Origin of the sequence: Nocardioides sp. NPDC101246, assembly GCF_044767415.1 — a bacterium.
Lineage (GTDB): Bacteria > Actinomycetota > Actinomycetes > Propionibacteriales > Nocardioidaceae > Nocardioides.
In genome coordinates, this window is the sequence record NZ_JBIWNX010000004.1 from 229,848 (window position 1) to 248,337 (window position 18,490).

The window sequence follows — 18,490 nt, forward strand, 5'->3', positions numbered from 1 at the left end:
AGATGATGCGTACGCGCCCCGGGACGTCCGGGAGCGACACCGCCGAGCCGTTGGAATGGGTCGTCTTCCCGGCCCACGCGGACGAGGACCCCGGCCGAGAGCTCATCGGCGGCAAGGCCTGGAGCCTGTGGCGGATGAACCAGCTCGGCCTTCGGGTGCCACCGTCGTTCGTGGTGACCACCCGGGCCTGCACCGCCTACTTCGACCAGGACAAGTCGCTCCCGGACGGTCTCGTCGACGAGCTGCGTACCGGGATCCGGGCCCTCGAGGCCGAGCTGGGCCGCACCTTCGGTGGGACCGAACGGCCCCTGCTGGTCTCGGTGAGGTCGGGGGCCGCGGTCAGCATGCCCGGGATGATGGACACGATCCTCAACCTCGGCATCAACGACGACATCGAGCGGGCCCTGGCCGTCGAGACCCGCATGCCGGAGTTCGCCGCCGAGGTCAACCGCCGCTTCCACGCGTTCTACGGCCAGCTGGTGCTCGGCTGCTTCGAGGAGCTCGGAGACCTCCCCGACACCGCCGCGGTGCGCGCCGCGATCAGCGAGGAGACCACGGGCACGGTGCCGACGGACCCGTGGGCCCAGCTCGAGGCGGCGGTCGGCGCGGTCTTCGCCTCCAGCCGCACCCGCCGGGCGATGGCCTACCGCGAGCACCACGGCATCCCGCACGACCTCGGCACCGCCGTGACCGTGCAGGCGATGGTCTTCGGCAACGCCGACGACCGGTCCGGGACCGGGGTGCTCTTCAGCCGCAACCCGTTGTCCGGGTCGCCCGAGGTGTACGGCGAGTACCTCCCGTGCGGCCAGGGCGAGGACGTGGTCTCGGGGAAGGTGAGCCCGCTCCCGCTGGACATGCTCGCCGAGCGTTCCCCGACGATCCACGCCGAGCTGATCGAGGCCGCCGACCTGCTCGATCGCGAGGGCCGCGACGCCCAGGACATCGAGTTCACCGTCGAGTGCGGCACGCTCTACCTGCTCCAGTCGCGGCCCGCCAAGCGCACCGCCCGTGCCGCCGTACGCATCGCGCTGGAGCTGGTCGACGAGGGGGTCATCGACATCGGCGAGGCCCTCGCCCGGGTCACGCCGGACCAGCTCCGTGCCGTGCTGAGGCCGGTGGTCGCGTCCGGCGCGACCGACGGGGCGACCGCCCTCGCCTCCGGCTCCTCGGCGAGCCCCGGTGTGGCCACCGGGCTGGCCGTGGCGACCCCGGAGGAGGCCGAGCAGGTGCCCGGTTCGATCCTGGTCCGGCGTACGACGAGCCCTGAGGACGTACACGGCATGATCGCCGCGGCCGCGGTCGTCACCGAGCTCGGTGGATCGACCTCCCACGCCGCGGTGGTCAGCCGGGCGTTGGACACGCCGTGCGTGGTGGGCTGCGACGGCGCGCTCGAGAAGCTGGTCGGCAAGGTCGTCACCGTCGACGCCTCGGCCGGCGTCGTCTACGCCGGCGAGCTGCCCACCGTCGCCGTCGACGAGAACGACGACCCGGACCTCGTCCGGATCCTGGCCTGGGCCGCCGAGCGGTCCCCGATCACGGTCGTCCCCACCACCGGGGAGGCGCCTGAGCCGCTCCTCGACGTGACCGCGGATCCGGAGCTCGACCCCGAGACCGTCCCGCCGATCCCGGAGGGGACGGCGTCCGTGCACGGTCCCTGCTTCGGTACGCCCGAGGGCCTGCGTGCCGCGCTCGCGGCCGGCGTCCACACGCTCGTCGCGGATCCCGCGCTTCCGGTCCTGCTGACCGCACTGAACCTGAAGGAGACCTCATGAGTGAGACCACGCCGGGCACCGATGTGCCAGTCGACGTCACGATGGCCGAGCTCGACGAGCTCGTCCGGCTCTTCAACGAGTCCGACTGGGACGGACTCGAGCTCGACCTCCGTGGAGTCCATCTGGCGCTCGGGCGTCAGACTGCGCCGGGGCCGGCTGCCGCGCCGGCCCCAGCGCCAGCTGCCGCGCCGGTCGTACCCGCCACCCCTGCGCCGGCCACCCCTGCTCCGGCTGCTCCCATGCCGGCCGCCCCGGCACCCAGCACCCCGGCACCTGCTCCGCCGGCACCGGCCCCGGTGGCCGGAACGGGGACACGTACGGAGATCTCCGCGCCTGTGGTCGGCACGTTCTGGGTCTCGCCGAGCCCCGGCGAGCCACCGTTCGTCCAGATCGGTGACGCGGTCGAGGCGGGCCAGCAGCTCGCGATCGTCGAGGTCATGAAGCTGATGAGCGACGTGTCCTCGTCGGTCGCCGGCCGGGTCGTCGAGGTGTGTGCCGTCAACGCCGACCTGGTCGAGTTCGGACAGGTCCTCTTCGTGATCGAGAGCGACGATGGCTGACCACTCCGTCACCCGGGTGCTGGTCGCGAACCGGGGCGAGATCGCGGTCCGGGTGATCCGGGCCTGCCGCGCACTCGGGCTCGAGACCGTCCTGGCCGTCTCCGAGTTCGACCGGGGCTCGATGGCCGCCCGGCTGGCCGACCGCACCGTGTGCATCGGCCCGGCCCCCGCCGGGCAGTCCTACCTGCACACCCCGAGCGTGCTGCAGGCGGCGGTCGGCACCGGCTGCGACGCGGTTCATCCCGGCTACGGCTTCCTGTCGGAGAACCCGGAGTTCGCCCGAGAGTGCGAGGCCGAGGGTCTGACCTTCGTCGGCCCACGGGCCGAGGTGGTCGCCGAGGCCGGCGACAAGGTACGCGCCCGGGAGGCCGCCGAGCGGGCCGGCATCCCGGTCCTGGCCGCATCACCCGTCCTCGACGACGTCGACGAAGCGGTCGCGGCCGCGCATCGGATCGGCTTCCCGGTCCTGATCAAGGCGGCCGCCGGAGGTGGCGGCCGCGGCATGGTCGTGGCCGAGGACGAGCGCGAGCTCGCCGCGCGCTTCACCTCCGCATCCGCCGAGGCCGCCTCGGCGTTCGGTGATGGCCGCGTGTACGTCGAGCGCTACGTCCCTCGTGCCCGCCACATCGAGGTGCAGGTGCTCGGCGACAGGCACGGCAACGTCGTCCATGTCGGCGAGCGCGACTGCTCCCTCCAGCGCCGTCATCAGAAGGTGCTCGAGGAGGCTCCCGCCCCCGGCCTGGACGAGGGCATCCGGCGGCAGATCCGCGAGGCCGGACGGAGCTACGCCGAGATGATCGGCCTGGACAGCGCCGGCACGGTGGAGTTCGTCTACGACACCGAGCGCGAGGACTTCGCGTTCCTCGAGTTCAACGCCCGGATCCAGGTGGAGCACCCGGTCAGCGAGATGGTCAGCGGCATCGACCTGGTGCAGGCCCAGATCCGCAGTGCCCGCGGCGAGCCGCTGCCGTTCACCCAGGAGCAGATCACCTTCTCCGGGCACGCCATCGAGGCCCGGATCACCACGGAGTCGGTCCTGGACGGCTTCCTGCCCCGCACCGGCACGCTGTCCGACTGGCTCAGCCCCGGCGGTGCCGGGGTTCGGGTGGACACCTACGCCGAGCCCGGGCTCGTCGTGGGCCCCTACTACGACTCGCTCCTGGCCAAGGTGATCGCCCACGGCGACACCCGGGAGCAGGCCGCCGACCGGCTCCGCGAGGCGCTCGGCGGGCTCGTGGCCGACGGGCTGAGCACGACCTCCGACTTCATCGCGTACGTCCTCGGCACCGACGACTTCGCTCACGGCGCCATCACCACGACCTGGATCGACCGGACCGGCCTGGCCGGATACCGCGCATCCGTAACCCCCGACCGGAAGGAGGCGTCATGACGTTCCTCGACGTGGCACCCCTCGACGCCGACGGCAACCGCCGCACGGTGCACATCATCGACCAGACGCTGCGCGACGGACCCCAGAGCTGGTGGGGGATGCGGATGCGCAAGGACATGGGCCTGCCGATCGCGGAGACCCTGGACCGCACCGGCTTCCACACCATCGACCTCGTCGGCAGCTCGATCTTCGAGGTGCTCGCCCGGCACTGCAAGGAGGACCCCTGGGAACAGCTCACCTCGCTCTCGAGGGCGATGCCGCGTACGACCGTTCGGGCCGGGACGCGCAGCAACGGGATCGTCACCTTCGGCCTCACCGCCGACTCGGTCATGGACCTGTGGGCACGCCGGCTGGTCGCCCACGGGATCGGCAGCTTCTGGATCTATGACGGGCTCTTCAACCTCGACAAGACCGGACGACTCGTCAAGACCATCCAGAGCGAGGGCGCGGCCGCGATCCCGTGCATCCTCTTCGCCGAGAGCCCGTTCCACACCGACGAGTACTACGCCGAGAAGGCCGCCCAGCTGGCGGCGCTGGGCGCCGACGGGATCGAGGTCGAGGACGCCGCCGGGCTGCTGACGCCGGACCGCACCCGCACCTTGATGTCCGCGATCAAGCGCGCGATCGGCGACCTGCCCCTGGAGGCGCACTTCCACAGCAACAACGCGATGGCGCCGGTCAACTACCTCGAGGCGGTGCTCGCGGGCGCCGACGTCGTCCACACCGCCAGCCGGCCGCTGGCCGCCGGTGTCTCGCTGCCCTCGACCGAGGTCACCTACGCCAACCTGCGCTACGCGGGCTTCGACGTGGAGCTCGACGAGAGCCAGTTCGCGCCGGTCGAGGAGCACCTGCTCCGGGTCGCCGAGTACGAGGACCTCCCGGTCGGGAAGCCGACCGAGTTCAACCTGTTCCTCTACCGCCACCAGCTCCCCGGCGGCATGACCGGCACCTTCAAGGCACAGCTCGCCGAGCGCGGGATGTCGGAGCGGTTCGAGGAGGTCCTCGACGAGATGTCCCGGATCCGGATGGAGCTCGGCTACCCGGTGATGGCGACGCCCTTCTCGCAGTTGGTCGGCACCCAGGCGGTGCTCAACGTCGTCACCGGCGACCGCTACGGGGTCGTGCCCGACGAGGTCCTGATGTACGTCAACGGGCTCTACGGCGACCCGGTGGCACCGCTGGACCAGGACGTGCTCGACCGGATCCTGGACTCGCCGAAGGCCAAGACCTACCACGAGTGGGTGCCCCCGCAGCCCTCGCTCGACGAGCTGCGCGAACGGTTCGGGAAGTCGATCAGCGACGACGAGCTGATCCTGCGGCTGCTGGTGCCCGGGGCCGACGTCGACGCCATGCGGGCGACGCCGCCGAGGAACCGGGAGTTCCCCGCCACCACCCGGGAGATGCGCTACATCCGCAAGATGGTCACCTCGGCCACCGGTGCCTACGCCCACATCTCCGGACCGGGCTTCTCGCTCACGCTGAACGGGGACCACTGATGGGCGCCGAGACGCCGCTGGGTGAGGGGCGGCCGATCAAGCGGCGCGCCGGGTCCGCGGCCGGCGGCCAGCGGGTCGCCGACAGCAGGCCCCCGCTCGTCGACGGGCGGGTGGTCGGCTCGCGCTGTACCGAGTGTGGCTACCCCAGCGCCCAGACCGGCCTGCCGTGGTGCCCGGCCTGCCAGCGTGGCGAGATGGTCGAGGAGGGGTTCGGGCCCGATGGAGTGGTCTGGTCGTCGGCACGCGTCCAGCTCCGGGTGCTGCACCGCGAGCCGCCCTACACGCTGGCGTACGTCGACCTCGACGACGGTCCGCGGGTGCTGGCCAGGCTCCTCGAGCCGGTCGTGCTGCCGCCCGGCGCGCGCGTGGGGATCCTCGGCACCGAGGACGGCGACCTGATCGCCTCCACCGAGATCGCGAAGGAGCCGGTGTGATGGAGCGGATCCACGACGTCGCCGTCCAAGGTGTCGGCACCTCCGACTATGGCTGGTTCCGGAACAGGCGGGTCGAGTCGCTGGCCTGGGAGGCGGTCGCCGAGGCGGTGAAGGACGCCGGCGTGGCCGTCGAGGACATCGACGCGATGATCGTCGGCTCGGTCTTCGGCCCACCGGGGATCGCCACCCGCGTCCAGCGCGGACTGGGGCTGCCCGGGATCCCGTTGTGGACCGTCGAGGCGGCCTGTGCGAGCGGCACCGCTGCGTACCATCGGGCGGTCGAGGCGGTCGGCTCCGGACAGTACGAGACCGTGCTGGTCCTCGGGATCGAGCAGATGTCCACGCTCTTCTCCGGTGCCATCGTGCCGGAGGCGACCGACCCGGAGGGGGCCGCCGGTCTCCCGCTCCCGGGGCTCTACGCGCTCCAGGCCCAGAGGTACGCGGCAGAGCACGGCGTCACGCCCGAGCAGCTCGCCGCGATCGCCGTGAAGAACAAGGCCAACGGCACCGACAATCCCCGCGCCCACCTGCGCGAACAGCCGCCGAGCCTGCAGGAGGTGCTGGAGTCGCGGATGATCGTCGAGCCGCTCACCCTGCTGCAGTGCTGTCCCACGACGGACGGTGCCGGCGCCGCGGTGGTCGGGCGTCATCGCGGCTCGGGCACCAGGGACGTACTCGTGCGCTCCTCGGCGTACGTCTCCGGGCAGCTGTGGGACCAGCGCTCCGAGCACGTGTGGGGCTTCGACCCGGTCGTACGCGCCGCCGAGGCCGCCTTCGCCGAGGCGGGGGTGGGCATCTCGGACATCGATGTGCTGGAGGTGCACGACGCCTTCACCATCGGCGAGGTGATCGCGCTGGAGGCCCTGGGCCTGGCGCCGCTGGGCAAGGGCGCCGAGCTCGCGCCCTCCGGACACACCGCGCGCGACGGCGCCCAGCCGGTCAATCCGAGCGGAGGCCTGCTCTCCCGCGGGCACCCGCTCGGGGCCACCGGCACCGCCCAGCTGGCCGAGATCGTGTGGCAGCTGCGCGGTGAGGCCGGCGCCCGACAGGTGCGACGCCACCGGCTGGGCGTCGTGGAGACCATGGGCGGAGGAGCCGCCGGGATGGACGGGAACAACTGCGTCGTCTCCGTCCTGGAGGCCAACCGATGACAGCCGGGGCCGGGGCGGGAGCGAACTTCCGTGACCTGGGCGGGCTGCGTACCTCCGGCGGCCGACGCGTACGCAGCGGTGTGCTGTTCCGCGGGGAGTTTCCGCACTGGCTGGTCGATGGAGGTGAGCCACCGGCCGGTCTGCGGACCGCCGTCGACCTGCGGCGTCCGGTCGAGATCGAGCTCGAGGACGTCGACTGGTCGCGCTGGGGAGTGGACCGGCACCGGCACTCCCTCGGCTCGGGGACCGTGCCCTTCGCCGTCGCCCACTCCGACTCCTACCTGGCGGCGGGGGAGCAGCAGCTCGCCGAGACGCTGCGCACGGTGCTGGAGCCCGGCCGGCTACCGGCGTACTTCTTCTGCGCGGCCGGGAAGGACCGCACCGGCCTGCTCGCGATCGTGCTGCTCTCGCTCGCCGGGGTGAGCCGGGACGACATCCTGGCCGACTTCCGGGCGACCGGCGACGGCATCGGGTCGGTGCTCGAGCGTCTCGGCACCCACGCCTACTACCGAGACCTGTTCGGTGAGCGTCGGCTCGAGGTGTTCCTGCCTCGGGAGGAGTCGGCGACCGTCGTGCTCGACTGGCTGCAGGAGCGCGGCGGCGCCCGCGCCTGGGTGGCCTCCACCGGCGTCCCGGAGGCCTGGATCGAAGCGTTCCGCTCCGAGGTGCTCGAGGCGGACGCCGACAGGAGCTGACCGTCTCGGACCGACGCCCCGACCGCAGCTCTGCGGTCGGGGTCGTCGGCGTTCCTGTGTCAAGACGACCGCCCACATCGGGGTGTGGATTGTCCACCAACGTGGATCGTGACGGAGATCACTCCGTCCCTACTGTCGAGCCATCCAGGCGCTCGACCCAGTGTCTGTGAACCCCTCGCCGAACGGAGAAATCTTGATGCCGTCAACACTCTTGGGAACGGGAACGAACCTCTTCACCGCCGGGCAGATCACCGGCACCGCCCGCTGGTTCATCGACACCAGCGACGTCCTCTCGGTCGACGACGACGAGCTCGAGGACATTGTCGCGTTCGTCAACAAGGGAGGCATGACCTTCCTCTCGCCGATCCTGCCCGACCTCAAGGCCATCGTGTGCACCGCGGGGAGCCCCGAGTCGCATCTGGCGATCCTCTGCCGGGAGGCCGCGGTGCCCTGTGTCGTGACCGCCGACCTCACCGGGGAGGTCGGCGACGGTGACGAAGTCACCCTCGACCTCACCGATCCGGCCACGGCCAAGATCCTCGCCGGGGCGGGGGTGCCCGCATGACCACCGCAGCGTCCACGGACACCCACGCCCTCTACACCGACCCCGGCTACGAGCCGACCCTCGAGGAGTGGAACCTGCTGGTCCACAAGGGCGGTGCGGCCTACAAGAGCGAGCTCTCCGCCCGGACCGTCTTCGAGTCCGAGCTGTTCGGGATGAACACCTACATCGTCATGTCGATGATGGAGGACTACCTCCGGGTGCCCGACCGGATCCGTACGATCCTCGCGCACACCACGGCGACGGACCTCGTCCGGTCCCAGCCGACGATCGGCACCAAGAAGTCGTTCATCAATCTCGCCGCCATGCCCCTGCACTACCTGACCGGCCGCGAGCTCTACGTCGACCTCGGCGAGACCTCCCTCGAGGACGGCCTCGAGGACCAGCTGACCGTCCTCAGGTTCTGGCGCGAGGCGACCATCGCCACCCGCCGCGACGGCGTGCTGTTCAACATGGACGCCGACCCCGCCGACAGCTGCCGTGTCGTCGACGACGCCCAGCTGGGCGCCATCCGGGACCAGCTGCTGCCCGCTGACGACGCGATGCGCACGAGTCTGCGCAAGCTCGGCGCCCGGCTCACCGCGTACGCCTTCCTGGAGAACTGCGACGCCCGCACCGCCGTGTGCGACACCGGTCCCTACCACCTCGGTGACGGCACCTTCCTGGCCCTGCGGGAGCTCTGCCTGGACAAGTACGGCGAGTTCCCCTGGCTCGACGGGATCCGTGAGGACCTGGCCCACCACCAGTTCGTGCTCGCCTTCCGCCTCCCGGACACGGTGAAGATGGAGAACAACGTCTGGGGAACCGCGTGGTTCCAGCCCTCCGACTACCTCGGTGACCTGATCGAGGCCCGGGTCTTCGTCAACGACGACGAGGGGCTGCGGCCGCTCGGTGCCGACGAGATCGACGACGTCACCTCCACGATCCGCAAGGCACACCGCCGGCTCTACCAGCGGCTCGCCGAGACCGAGGCCGAGGAGCGCAACCTCTACGCGACCCAGATGTACGCCTGGAAGCTGAAGAGCTGGGCCCGGATGGCCGGCTGCTACGACGAGATCGACTGGTCGGTGAGCCCGAGCGTCGTCGAGTCCTACGACCGGTTCAAGGACTCCGACGTCGCCCTCGGTCTGATCGGCGGGGTGTTCGTCCCGCAGGACCGCGACGGCTGCTTCCGGCCGCTGGGAGGTCAGGCATGAGCGAGCAGATCGGCACCGGCACCCCGAGCTTCCGCTTCGAGCGGACCGAGGGCGTGGTCCGACGCTTCACCGCACCGAGCGACGTGATCGCGTCCTTCGACGACGACCTGTCCGGCACCATCGCGCTGGTCGCCTCCGGAGGCACCACGTTCCTCTCGCCGATCCTCGGTCGGCTCGGCGGGATCGTGGCCCTCGACGGCACCCTCCGCTCGCACCTGGCGATCGTCAGCCGTGAGTTCGACGTGCCCTGCCTGGTCGGCGCGAGCGTCGAGCAGGACCTGTCCGACGGCACCACGATCTCCCTGGTCGTGGTCGACGACGGCACAGCCATCATCGAGAAGCTTCCCGAAGGAGCAACGCTGTGAGCATCCATGACGACTGGTGGGACTACGTACGCAGGGTCGGCGACGACATCGGTGTGAAGAAGTTCGACGTCGAGGTCACTCCCGACGGTCTCGACGCGCTGATCGCCGAGCCGCTGACCGAGGACCGGCTCGACGACCTGATCGGCCACATGGGCCGGGCCTTCAAGCCGGAGATGACCCGGCGCTCGGCCTTCACCTCCGAGCTGTTCCCGATGCTGCCGTACATGTGCCTCTCGACCATCGAGGACTACCACACCTACGGCAGCCGGGTCCGTACGATCCGCGAGGCGAAGGCGCCGGAGGAGATCGCCCGCGGTCTCTCCCAGCGCTGCGGCCAGGCGAGCCCGCTGTGGACCTGGATGGCCGGCTACCACTACCTGTGCGGCCGCGAGGCGCTCTCGGAGCTGGGCGGGACCACCCCCGGGGACCGCGCGGACGAGGTACGCGACGTCGTCGACTTCTGGCGGCGGCTGACCCTGGCCCAGCGCGGCGACGGCACCATGGACAACAAGGACGCCGGGTTCACCGACCGCTACCTGCCCGAGGACGAGGTCGCCTGGCTGCTCACCGCGACGCAGCCGCTGGCCGACGACTCGCGCAAGGCGCTCAAGCAGCTCAACGCCACCGTGTCCGGCTTCTCCTTCCTCTCCTTCACCGACTCCCGGGTCGGCATCTACGACTCCGGTCCCTACGACGCCGGGGACGGGACCGTCGCCATCGTCCGCGACTACCTGTGCCTGGACCAGAACGGTGTCTTCGGCTACCCGTGGATGGACGGCATCGAGGCTCCGTACTCCGCCCTGACCCTCGTGCTGCGCTATGACCCGAGCGTGTTCACCGAGTTCGAGATCAACGACTGGGGCACCACCTTCACCGAGCCCGACCAGCTGATGTCGCTGCTGAGCCACGCCACGGTGATCGGGCACGCTGCCGACGGTGGCCGGAAGGTCCTGGCGCCGGAGGAGTGGGCAGGCGTCACCTCGGCGATCGCCCGCAGCCACATGGTGCTCTACGAGCGGTTCGCGGCGATGTCTCGCGAGGAGCGGGTGCTGGCCGCTACGACGATGTACTCGTGGGGCCTCAAGCCGTTCGCGGCTGCCGCCGGCGTGCTCGACGACATCGACTGGGAGATCTCTCCCGCGACCCGCGCGCTCTACCCGGACCCGCTGGACAACGACGACAAGGCCGCGGCCGCGTTCGGCACCCCGATCGTCGCGACGCCGAACCCGGGCTCGTTCCGGCCCGTCCGCTGATCCCACGAAACGAGGAGGACCACTCATGCGACAGTCCCAGCAGATGATCGTCCCCAACGACGAGCTCCTGTGCCACCAGCTGCCTCAGACCTTCGCCACCGTCGGCGAGTCGGACATCTCCTGGACCGAGAAGCTGTGGGGCCCGATCTTCAAGAAGGACGGCTCCCTGCAGATCGACCAGGGGATCGGCAAGTACCACAACCGCAACGTGATGGACATGTTCGCCGGCGTCTCGCGAGGTGTCGAGCAGATCACCGTACGAGCCTCGCGGGTGCTCGGCAACGACCCGGAGCGGATCGGCGCCGGCCCGCTGGACTACGAGGTCATCGAGCCGCTGAAGAAGGTGCGCTGGACGCTGGCGGAGAACGACATCCAGCCGATCTCGTACGACGTCGTGCTCACCGCCGTCCTGCCCCCGTTCCTCGAGGCCAAGGACGCCCAGAGAGAGGCGGCTGCCTTCCGGGTCCAGTCCGACGTGCTGCGCTACCACCAGCTCTGCACCGCCGAGGGGACCCTGACCATCGATGGGGAGACCATCGAGATCACCCCCGACGAGTGGTACGCCTACCGCGACCACTCCTGGGGCGTCCGGATGGACGTCGGCGACCCGGCCCCCGACGTCAACAAGGTGCAGCGTCTCGAGGGCGACTTCCTGCTGTTGTGGAGCCCGATGTATCTCGTACGTCCCGACGGCTCGCACTACGAGGTGCACTACTACATCCAGATGGAGGGGACGGAGGTCACCTACTTCTCCGGGTTCGTCAACAACCCCGACGGCACCCAGACCCCGCTGAACGGGCTGAAGGACGATCTCCGGTTCGACCCCGACAACCGCCGCCTCCTGGGCGGGACGCTCACCTTCGACGCCGGCTGGGGCCGGACCAGGACCCTGGAGATCGAGCCGGCCGGCGACACGGGTTTCCACCTCGGCACCGGCCTCTACTTCGGGTTCAAGGGCACCCGTCACGGGACGTACCTCGGCGACCACCACGAGGACGGTGAACGGTTCGCGGACGTGTCGGACCCGAAGACCGCGCGCGAGGTGCACCAGCTGCGCGACTGTGTGATCAAGGTCCGCGAAGGCGACGCCGAGGGCTACGGGATCCTGGAGTCGATGGTGATCGGTGAGCACCCGCGCTACGGGTTGACCCGCGAGACGTCGTTCCTCTGAGGTCAGGCCTGGCGATGCGTGCCGAACGTGCGGCCCTGGTAGGTCAGGGCCGCACGTTCGGCATCGTGGAACGCCGCTTCGACCCGCCCGCAGACGAGCACGTGGTCGCCGCCGGGCTGGATGCGTTCGACGGTGCAGCGCACCCATCCGGACACACCGACTAGGCGCGGCACGCCGGACTCGAGCGACCATGCCAGGTCAGCGAACTTGTTCCGAGCCTTGGACGCGAAGCGCATCGCGAGATCCTTCTGGTGGGCCGCCAGGATGTTGACCCCGAACCGGCCGGTCCGCTGGATCGCCGCCAGGGTCGTCGAACCGCGGTCGAGCGCGACGACGATCATCTCGGGGTCCATCGACAAGGACATCAGCGCGCTGACGGTGGCACCGCTGCCCACACCGTCCTCGGCTGCGGTGATCACCGAGACGGGCGCGGCCATGTTGGCCATGACGTCTCGGAAGGACGAGGACGGCGTCATGGTGTGGCGCGGCCGTACGGCGCGACCCAGGGCCGCGGAGGTGTGCTCGCGTGCGGGTGTGATCGTCATCGGAAACTCCTGGGTCTGCGCCGTGGACGGGTCAGCCGGCCAGGCCGGTCTCGGCCCAGAACGCCTCGAACTCGGCCGGCACCGTGTCGGAGCCGTGGGTCACCTTGCCGTCCACGAACCGGTGCGTGAAGACACCCTGGACGTCCAGGGTCTTCTCGCCCAGGCGACGGTAGAGCCGCAGGGTCGCGGTCACGATGCCCTCCGGCGTCTCGAACGCGTCGAGGACCTCGTTGGACGACTCGTCGAGCTTCGCCAGCACGCCGAACGCCTCGAGGAAGGACGCCTTGGTGTAGACGGTCTGGGTGCCCTCGAGGGTGAAGCCGGCCCAGGAGAGACCGTCGTCGTAGAGCGCGACGAGAGGACCCGCATCTCCGGCGTCGGCAGCGGAGAATGCGTTCTTGAGGGCGTCGATGTTGGATCCGGTCATCATGATCTCCTAGTGAATTCGGAAGAGATAAAAAGCCAGCGGTGAATTCGCGAGAAAGCACGTCGATATAGAGCTGGACCCGGTCGATATCGGACAGCCCTGCATGCGGTTCGGCGAATATCTTCTGATGTGACGTGCATTACTCTCTCGCGTCTCGGCTGCGAGCGGCACCGGATGACCACGTGGTCCGCCACGCGAGCCGTCGAGGTCGCGGACATCGCTGCTGTGCGGGTCAATCGCGTCGTCCCCGGAGCGGTCGCGATCCATCGGTCTACAACTTGACCCCCCTTCGCAGGGCGCTGTTCCGCGAGAGTCTGGGGAGGTCGATCGGAATCGATATCGGGGTGGCGGGCGACGGTTGACATGCCACGATCTGTCGGCAAAAGTGATGGACATCACCACGTCTCGGTGGTGCTCCGAAAATCCACCCCGAGGGCGAGATGAATACCGACGAATGGGAAAGAATTAGATCTCTTCACGCGGACGGAGAGACCATCAAAGGAATTTCCCGCAGGCTTGGCATGTCTCGCAATACCGTGCGCCGCGCGCTGGCGCTCGAGAGTGCGCCCGGCGACCGGCGTGGCACGCAGCGGACGCTCTATGACGCCAACGAGTCGGCGATCAAGCGCGAGCTCCGTCGTGATCCCGAGATCGCGGTCCGCGACCTCGCCGCGGCGCTCGAGTGGGAGCACGCGGCGTCCACCCTCGCGAAGTACGCAGCACGCGCCCGCACCGAGCTGACGGCCGAGGCCGACTCCGAGAGGTCGGAGGCCACCGCTGCCTCGACCTCCCCGCATGCCTCGCTGCCACGCTTCGCGACGAGCTTCGTCGGCCGCGACACCGAGGTCGCCCGGCTCCGCAGCCTGCTGGGGGAGCACCGTCTGGTCACGATCACCGGCCCGGGCGGCATCGGCAAGACCCGGCTCGCTTCGCACGTCGGACGGGAGGTCCGCCGGGCCTTCCCCGACGGGGTCCGGTTCGTCGGCCTGGCCGGCCTGCTCAGCCCCGAGCTCATCTCGCAAGCCGTGTTCGAGGGGCTGGGGCTCGCCGGCCGCGACCAGCAGGGCGAGACGGCGGAGGAGGCTCTCCTCGAGCACCTCTCCGACCGTCACATCCTGCTCATCCTGGACAACTGCGAGCACCTCGTCGACGCCTGCGCCGATCTGGTGCACCTGCTCCTGCAGGGCACCACCAACCTGCGGGTCCTGACCACCAGCCGGGAGGTGCTGGCGGTTCCGGAGGAGTTCGTCTTCGCGCTCGCACCGCTGCAGGTCTCGGCAGCGGGCGAGGAACGTTCGGCGGCCGCGGTGGGATCGGCGCTCGCGCTGTTCGAGAGTCGCGCCGACGCGGTCCTCAGCGGCTTTCGCATCGACGAGAGCAACCGCGAAGCCGTACGCCGGGTGTGCGAGCACCTCGACGGTCTCCCGCTCGCGATCGAGCTGGCCTGTGCCCGGCTCCCGGTGCTCTCGGTGGCCGACCTGGCCGAGCGCCTCGACCACCGCCTCGACCTGCTCACGACGGGCAACCGGGCCGCGGCCACCCGGCATCGGAGCCTGGCCGCCACCCTCGACTGGAGCCACGACCTCTGCACCAGCGAGCAGCAGCTGCTGTGGAAGCGGGCCTCGATCTTCACCGACGGGTTCGATCTGGCCATGGCCGAGGAGATCTGCACCGACGCGGACTTCACCGCCGTGCGGATCCTGGACGCGATCATGGCGCTCGTCGGCAAGTCGATCCTCATCCGTGAGGAGCGCGGCGGCGCCGTGCGGTTCCGGATGCTCGAGACGATCCGCGAGTACGGCCAGGGCCACCTGGACCAGGACGAGTCGCGCGACCTCCACCGTCGCCTGCTCGACTGGATCAACGGCAAGGTCAGCGAGCTCGTCGCAGCCTGGCCCGGCCCGGATCAGGTGCGTATCAACGCCTGGTTCCGCGCCAACCGCGCCAACCTGCGCAGCTCCCTGAAGTGGGCGCTGGAGGCCCAGAGCGACATCGCGGTGCGGCGTACCGGGGCCGAGGTCGTCTCCGAGCCGTGGTTCCTGTGGGCGGGTGGCTTCTCCGTGCGCGAGCACCGGCTCTGGCTGGACCGCGCCGCCGCCGCGGTGACCGACCCGGAGGGTCGCGGCCGAGTCCTCGCCACGATGGCGCTCGTGCAGACGCTGCAGGGCGACCGGCACGGGGCCGCGGTCTCCCTCGACGCCGCTCACCGGCTCGCGACCGACGCCGGACACGTGGAGACGCTCGACTTCGTCGAGCACACGCGAGGGCTGGCTGCCTACTTCGCCGGCGAGGCGGAGGCAGCCGAGCCGTTGCTGCTCAGCGCCCTCGAGCGCTACCGGGAGCGCGAGCCCCGGGGCGGGCTGCGCTCCGCTCTCGACGTGCACCTCGGGATGCTCTACGCCTACAAGGGGCAGGCGGACGAGTCGCGCCGGCACTATGCCGAGGTGCAGGAGCGCGGCGTGACCAGCGGGGAGCGCTGGTTCCGCGCCTACGCCGAGTTCGGTCTCGGCGCGATCGCGCTGGCCGAGGGTGACTCCGACCGCGCCCACCAGATGGCGCTCGACGGCCTGGCGATGATCCGGGACTTCGACGACGAGATCGGCGCGACCCTCATCCTGGACCTGCTCGGCTGGGTCGAGTCGGTGCGCGGGCACGGCGAGCGGGCCGCGGTGCTGATCGGCTCGGCGTCCAAGCTCTGGGGCGCCTTCGGCAAGCAGCTCTACGGCTCCAACCACTGGGTCCAGGTGCGAGAGCGGTACGCCGCGGCCGCCGAGGCGCTGCTCGGGGAGCCGCGCTACACCCGGCTCTACGCCGACGGGGCCGCCAAGTCGGTCTCCGAGGCGATCGGCTTCGCGCTCGAGGAGGTCTCGGACCAGCCCGCCCCGGCCGCGCGGACCTCGGCCGGACCGCTGACCAAGCGTGAGCAGGAGGTGGCGAACCTGGTCGCTCAGGGACTGTCCAACAAGGAGATCGCCGCGCGGCTGGTGCTCTCGCCCCGCACGATCGAGGGCCACGTCGAGCACGTCCTGCAGAAGCTGTGCCTCACCAGCCGCACACAGGTCGCCCAGCTGATCGGCTCGGCCGCGGGCCCGACGGCGCCGTGGCCGAGCGCCGGCTGATCAGTTCTGGCTGATCAGCTCTGGCGACCCTCGCCGTACTCGGCCATGATCGGCGCGGCCGCGTCCACCATCGTCATCGGGTCGACCAGCAGGTGCTGGGTCGCGACGGCCGCGTCGCGGGTGGCCCGGCCGAGCGCGGTCGGGTTGCGGAACGACTGGCTGCCGCCCCAGCGGTGCGCGAAGCCGGTCACCGTGGCGGCCACCTCCTGGACCCAGGTGATCGACTGACGCAGCCGAGCGCTGTGCGTCTCGGTCAGGTCGTTGCCCGCGTTGATCCAGTCCTCGGCCTCGCGGTGAACCTCGTAGACGTACGCCCGGGCGCCTCGGTAGAGCGCTTCGGTCTTGGCGAACTCCAGCTTGAACAGCTCCGAGTCCCCGATCACCGTCGGGTAGCCGACGCGGGCCTTCACCGTGGCGATCTTGACGATCTCGTCCAGGGCGCGCCGGGCGATACCGAGCGCGACCGGGGCGTGGCCACCGACCCCGATGCCGAGCAGGCCGAAGCGGTAGACCGGCTCCTGGCGTTCGGGCGTGGTGGAGAAGGTGTCGAAGACGTGCTCGTCCGGGATGAACAGCTCGGTGATGCCGTAGTCGTAGGACCCGGTGCCGACCAGGCCCCAGACGTCCCAGTTGCCGCGGAACTCGACCTGGTCCCTGGGTACGAACGCCGTGCGGCACATCGGCTGCCCGTCGGGCGAGGTCTTCGGGTTGCCTTCGTCGTCGGTGACCACGAAGCCGGCACCGATCCAGGAGGCGTGCGCGGAGCCGCTGGCGAACTGGTACTTGCCGGTCACGACGTAGCCGCCGTCGACCTTCTTGCCGCCGCCGGTCGGCAGGATCATGCCGGCGGTGATCCCGGGGAGGTCCTGGCCGAAGAGGTCCTGGGCGCCCTGAGCGGGAAGGTAGCCGGCCGCGAGCGACGTACTCAGGCTGTTGGCCATGAACGCCCACCCGGTGGAGCCGTCGGCGCGCGAGAGCTCCTCGATGACCTCGAAGCTCTCGACCAGGCTCAGGCCCTCACCGTTGAGCTCCTCGGGGACCAGCATCCAGAACAGACGCTCCTCCACGAGCGCGTCGTAGACAGGCTTGGTGATCGTGGCCTGCTCCTCGATGGCGTCGGCCTCCGCCTCGACCACCTCTGCCACCCTCCGGGCGCGGTCGAGGTGGTCCTGGCGGGTGCCGGTCTCGTTGGCAAGTACTGATGTCATGGCTATCTCCTTGGCCGGGCCGCGGCCCGATACGCGAACGTGATGTGCATCACGATCGCCGAGCGCGACGGCCGGCGTATCCGCACGACCACGTGGTCCGGTACGTGTTCGGCACCCGTCCGCGGACCCGGACGCTCGTGGGGCGCCGCCGGGTGAGATCACCGGTCGACCCGGTCCACGTGGTTGACCACGTGGAAACCCGGTTGGCCCCGTAGCCGCACTCGACCAGTGTCGATGTCAGTTACGTACGTCACACAGGAGGACACCATGGGAACACTCGACGGGAAGGTCGCCCTGGTCACCGGCGCCGCCCGAGGCCAAGGCAGGTCACATGCGATCCGGCTGGCGGAGGAGGGCGCCGACCTCATCCTCGTGGACGTCTGTCAGGACGTCTCCACGACCGACTATCGGGGTGCTCGGCCCGAGGACCTGGCCGAGACCGCCAAGCACATCGAGAAGGCCGGTCGCACGGTGGTCGCGCACGAGTGCGACGTACGTGATCTCGCCGGTCTCACCGAGGCGGTCGCCGACGGCGTGAAGCAGCTCGGCAGGCTCGACGTCGTCGTGGCCAACGCCGGCATCTTCTCCTCGGCGCCGGTCCACGAGCTGACCGAGCACCAGTGGAACGAGATGATCGACGTCAACCTCTCCGGCGTCTGGAAGACGGTCCGCGCGACCGTGCCGACGCTCATCGAGCAGGGCGACGGCGGCTCGATCATCCTGATCAGCTCCACCGGGGGCACCCTCGGGTTCCCGAACGTCGCCCACTACGTCGCCGCGAAGCACGGCGTCATCGGCCTGGTCCGTTCGATGGCGAACGAGCTCGGTGCCCACCGCATCCGTTGCAACGCGGTCCAGCCGACCTCGGTCCTCACCGACATGATCGACCACGAGGCGATGTACCGGTTGTTCCGGCCCGACCTCGAGTCGCCGACCCACGAGGACTTCCGTGAGGCCTGCGAGGCCGGGATGAACCTGCTGCCCATCCCGTGGCTCGAGCCACGCGACGTGAGCGCCGCCGTGGCCTGGCTGGCCTCGGACGAGGCCAGGTACGTCACCGGGATCGCGCTGCCCATCGATGCCGGCGCCATCACCAAGATGTGAGCCGACGCCTCCGCGGGAGCGGCAGCACGCGTCCGATCTGGT

General features: G+C 70.2%; 17 protein-coding genes. 14 read left to right on the plus strand and 3 right to left on the minus strand.

The window, feature by feature from the left end; all coding sequences use genetic code 11:
- The first annotated feature begins 2 nt into the window (after window positions 1-2).
- From ACIRON_RS08905 to ACIRON_RS08960, 12 genes are all read left to right on the plus strand, one after another.
- On the plus strand, window positions 3-1,772 hold the full coding sequence (locus ACIRON_RS08905) for a pyruvate, phosphate dikinase (RefSeq protein WP_402992186.1): 1,770 nt from the start codon (window positions 3-5) through the stop codon (window positions 1,770-1,772).
- Entirely contained in the window at window positions 1,769-2,332 is a 564-nt protein-coding gene (locus ACIRON_RS08910; protein WP_402991736.1) for an acetyl-CoA carboxylase biotin carboxyl carrier protein, read from the plus strand. Before ACIRON_RS08905 ends, ACIRON_RS08910 begins: the two co-directional genes overlap by 4 nt.
- Window positions 2,325-3,722 carry an acetyl/propionyl/methylcrotonyl-CoA carboxylase subunit alpha gene (locus tag ACIRON_RS08915; protein ID WP_402991739.1) on the plus strand — a complete coding sequence of 466 codons (1,398 nt, stop codon included), beginning with the start codon at window positions 2,325-2,327 and terminating at the stop codon, window positions 3,720-3,722. The genes ACIRON_RS08910 and ACIRON_RS08915 overlap by 8 nt, the downstream gene beginning before the upstream one ends.
- Window positions 3,719-5,218: a hypothetical protein gene (locus tag ACIRON_RS08920; protein ID WP_402991741.1), complete on the plus strand. Its 1,500-nt coding sequence runs from the start codon at window positions 3,719-3,721 to the stop codon at window positions 5,216-5,218. Before ACIRON_RS08915 ends, ACIRON_RS08920 begins: the two co-directional genes overlap by 4 nt.
- A complete protein-coding gene (locus tag ACIRON_RS08925) occupies window positions 5,218-5,652 on the plus strand; it encodes a Zn-ribbon domain-containing OB-fold protein (protein WP_402991744.1) in 435 nt (144 codons plus the stop codon). The genes ACIRON_RS08920 and ACIRON_RS08925 overlap by 1 nt, the downstream gene beginning before the upstream one ends.
- Window positions 5,652-6,803, plus strand: coding sequence for a thiolase family protein (locus tag ACIRON_RS08930; RefSeq protein ID WP_402991747.1), 1,152 nt, complete (start codon window positions 5,652-5,654; stop codon window positions 6,801-6,803). Before ACIRON_RS08925 ends, ACIRON_RS08930 begins: the two co-directional genes overlap by 1 nt.
- Window positions 6,800-7,498, plus strand: coding sequence for a tyrosine-protein phosphatase (locus ACIRON_RS08935; protein WP_402991749.1), 699 nt, complete (start codon window positions 6,800-6,802; stop codon window positions 7,496-7,498). Before ACIRON_RS08930 ends, ACIRON_RS08935 begins: the two co-directional genes overlap by 4 nt.
- 211 nt (window positions 7,499-7,709) lie before the next feature.
- Entirely contained in the window at window positions 7,710-8,063 is a 354-nt protein-coding gene (locus ACIRON_RS08940) for a PEP-utilizing enzyme (RefSeq protein WP_402991752.1), read from the plus strand.
- A complete protein-coding gene (locus ACIRON_RS08945; protein WP_402991755.1) occupies window positions 8,060-9,256 on the plus strand; it encodes a hypothetical protein in 1,197 nt (398 codons plus the stop codon). The genes ACIRON_RS08940 and ACIRON_RS08945 overlap by 4 nt, the downstream gene beginning before the upstream one ends.
- Complete coding sequence (locus ACIRON_RS08950; protein ID WP_402991758.1) at window positions 9,253-9,621, plus strand: PEP-utilizing enzyme; 369 nt, start codon at window positions 9,253-9,255, stop codon at window positions 9,619-9,621. The genes ACIRON_RS08945 and ACIRON_RS08950 overlap by 4 nt, the downstream gene beginning before the upstream one ends.
- On the plus strand, window positions 9,618-10,874 hold the full coding sequence (locus ACIRON_RS08955) for a hypothetical protein (RefSeq protein WP_402991761.1): 1,257 nt from the start codon (window positions 9,618-9,620) through the stop codon (window positions 10,872-10,874). Before ACIRON_RS08950 ends, ACIRON_RS08955 begins: the two co-directional genes overlap by 4 nt.
- Window positions 10,875-10,899: 25 nt before the next feature.
- Window positions 10,900-12,045 carry a hypothetical protein gene (locus ACIRON_RS08960; RefSeq protein WP_402991764.1) on the plus strand — a complete coding sequence of 382 codons (1,146 nt, stop codon included), beginning with the start codon at window positions 10,900-10,902 and terminating at the stop codon, window positions 12,043-12,045.
- A gap of 2 nt (window positions 12,046-12,047) precedes the next feature.
- Here the strand turns inward: ACIRON_RS08960 and ACIRON_RS08965 are convergent, their stop codons facing one another.
- Together ACIRON_RS08965 and ACIRON_RS08970 are read right to left on the minus strand one after the other, a co-directional pair.
- A complete protein-coding gene (locus tag ACIRON_RS08965; protein WP_402991765.1) occupies window positions 12,048-12,590 on the minus strand; it encodes a flavin reductase family protein in 543 nt (180 codons plus the stop codon).
- Window positions 12,591-12,621: 31 nt separating this feature from the next.
- Window positions 12,622-13,017 carry a hypothetical protein gene (locus ACIRON_RS08970; protein WP_378725815.1) on the minus strand — a complete coding sequence of 132 codons (396 nt, stop codon included), beginning with the start codon at window positions 13,015-13,017 and terminating at the stop codon, window positions 12,622-12,624.
- Between the two features lie 521 nt (window positions 13,018-13,538).
- Here ACIRON_RS08970 and ACIRON_RS08975 point away from each other — a divergent pair.
- Window positions 13,539-16,136, plus strand: a complete 2,598-nt coding sequence (locus tag ACIRON_RS08975) for an ATP-binding protein (protein WP_402991770.1) — start codon at window positions 13,539-13,541, stop codon at window positions 16,134-16,136.
- Between the two features lie 14 nt (window positions 16,137-16,150).
- Here the strand turns inward: ACIRON_RS08975 and ACIRON_RS08980 are convergent, their stop codons facing one another.
- A complete protein-coding gene (locus ACIRON_RS08980) occupies window positions 16,151-17,344 on the minus strand; it encodes an acyl-CoA dehydrogenase family protein (protein WP_402991773.1) in 1,194 nt (397 codons plus the stop codon).
- 267 nt (window positions 17,345-17,611) lie between these two features.
- On the opposite strand from ACIRON_RS08980, the gene ACIRON_RS08985 reads away from it, so the two are divergent.
- Window positions 17,612-18,448, plus strand: a complete 837-nt coding sequence (locus tag ACIRON_RS08985; RefSeq protein ID WP_402991776.1) for a mycofactocin-coupled SDR family oxidoreductase — start codon at window positions 17,612-17,614, stop codon at window positions 18,446-18,448.
- Window positions 18,449-18,490: the final 42 nt, after the last annotated feature.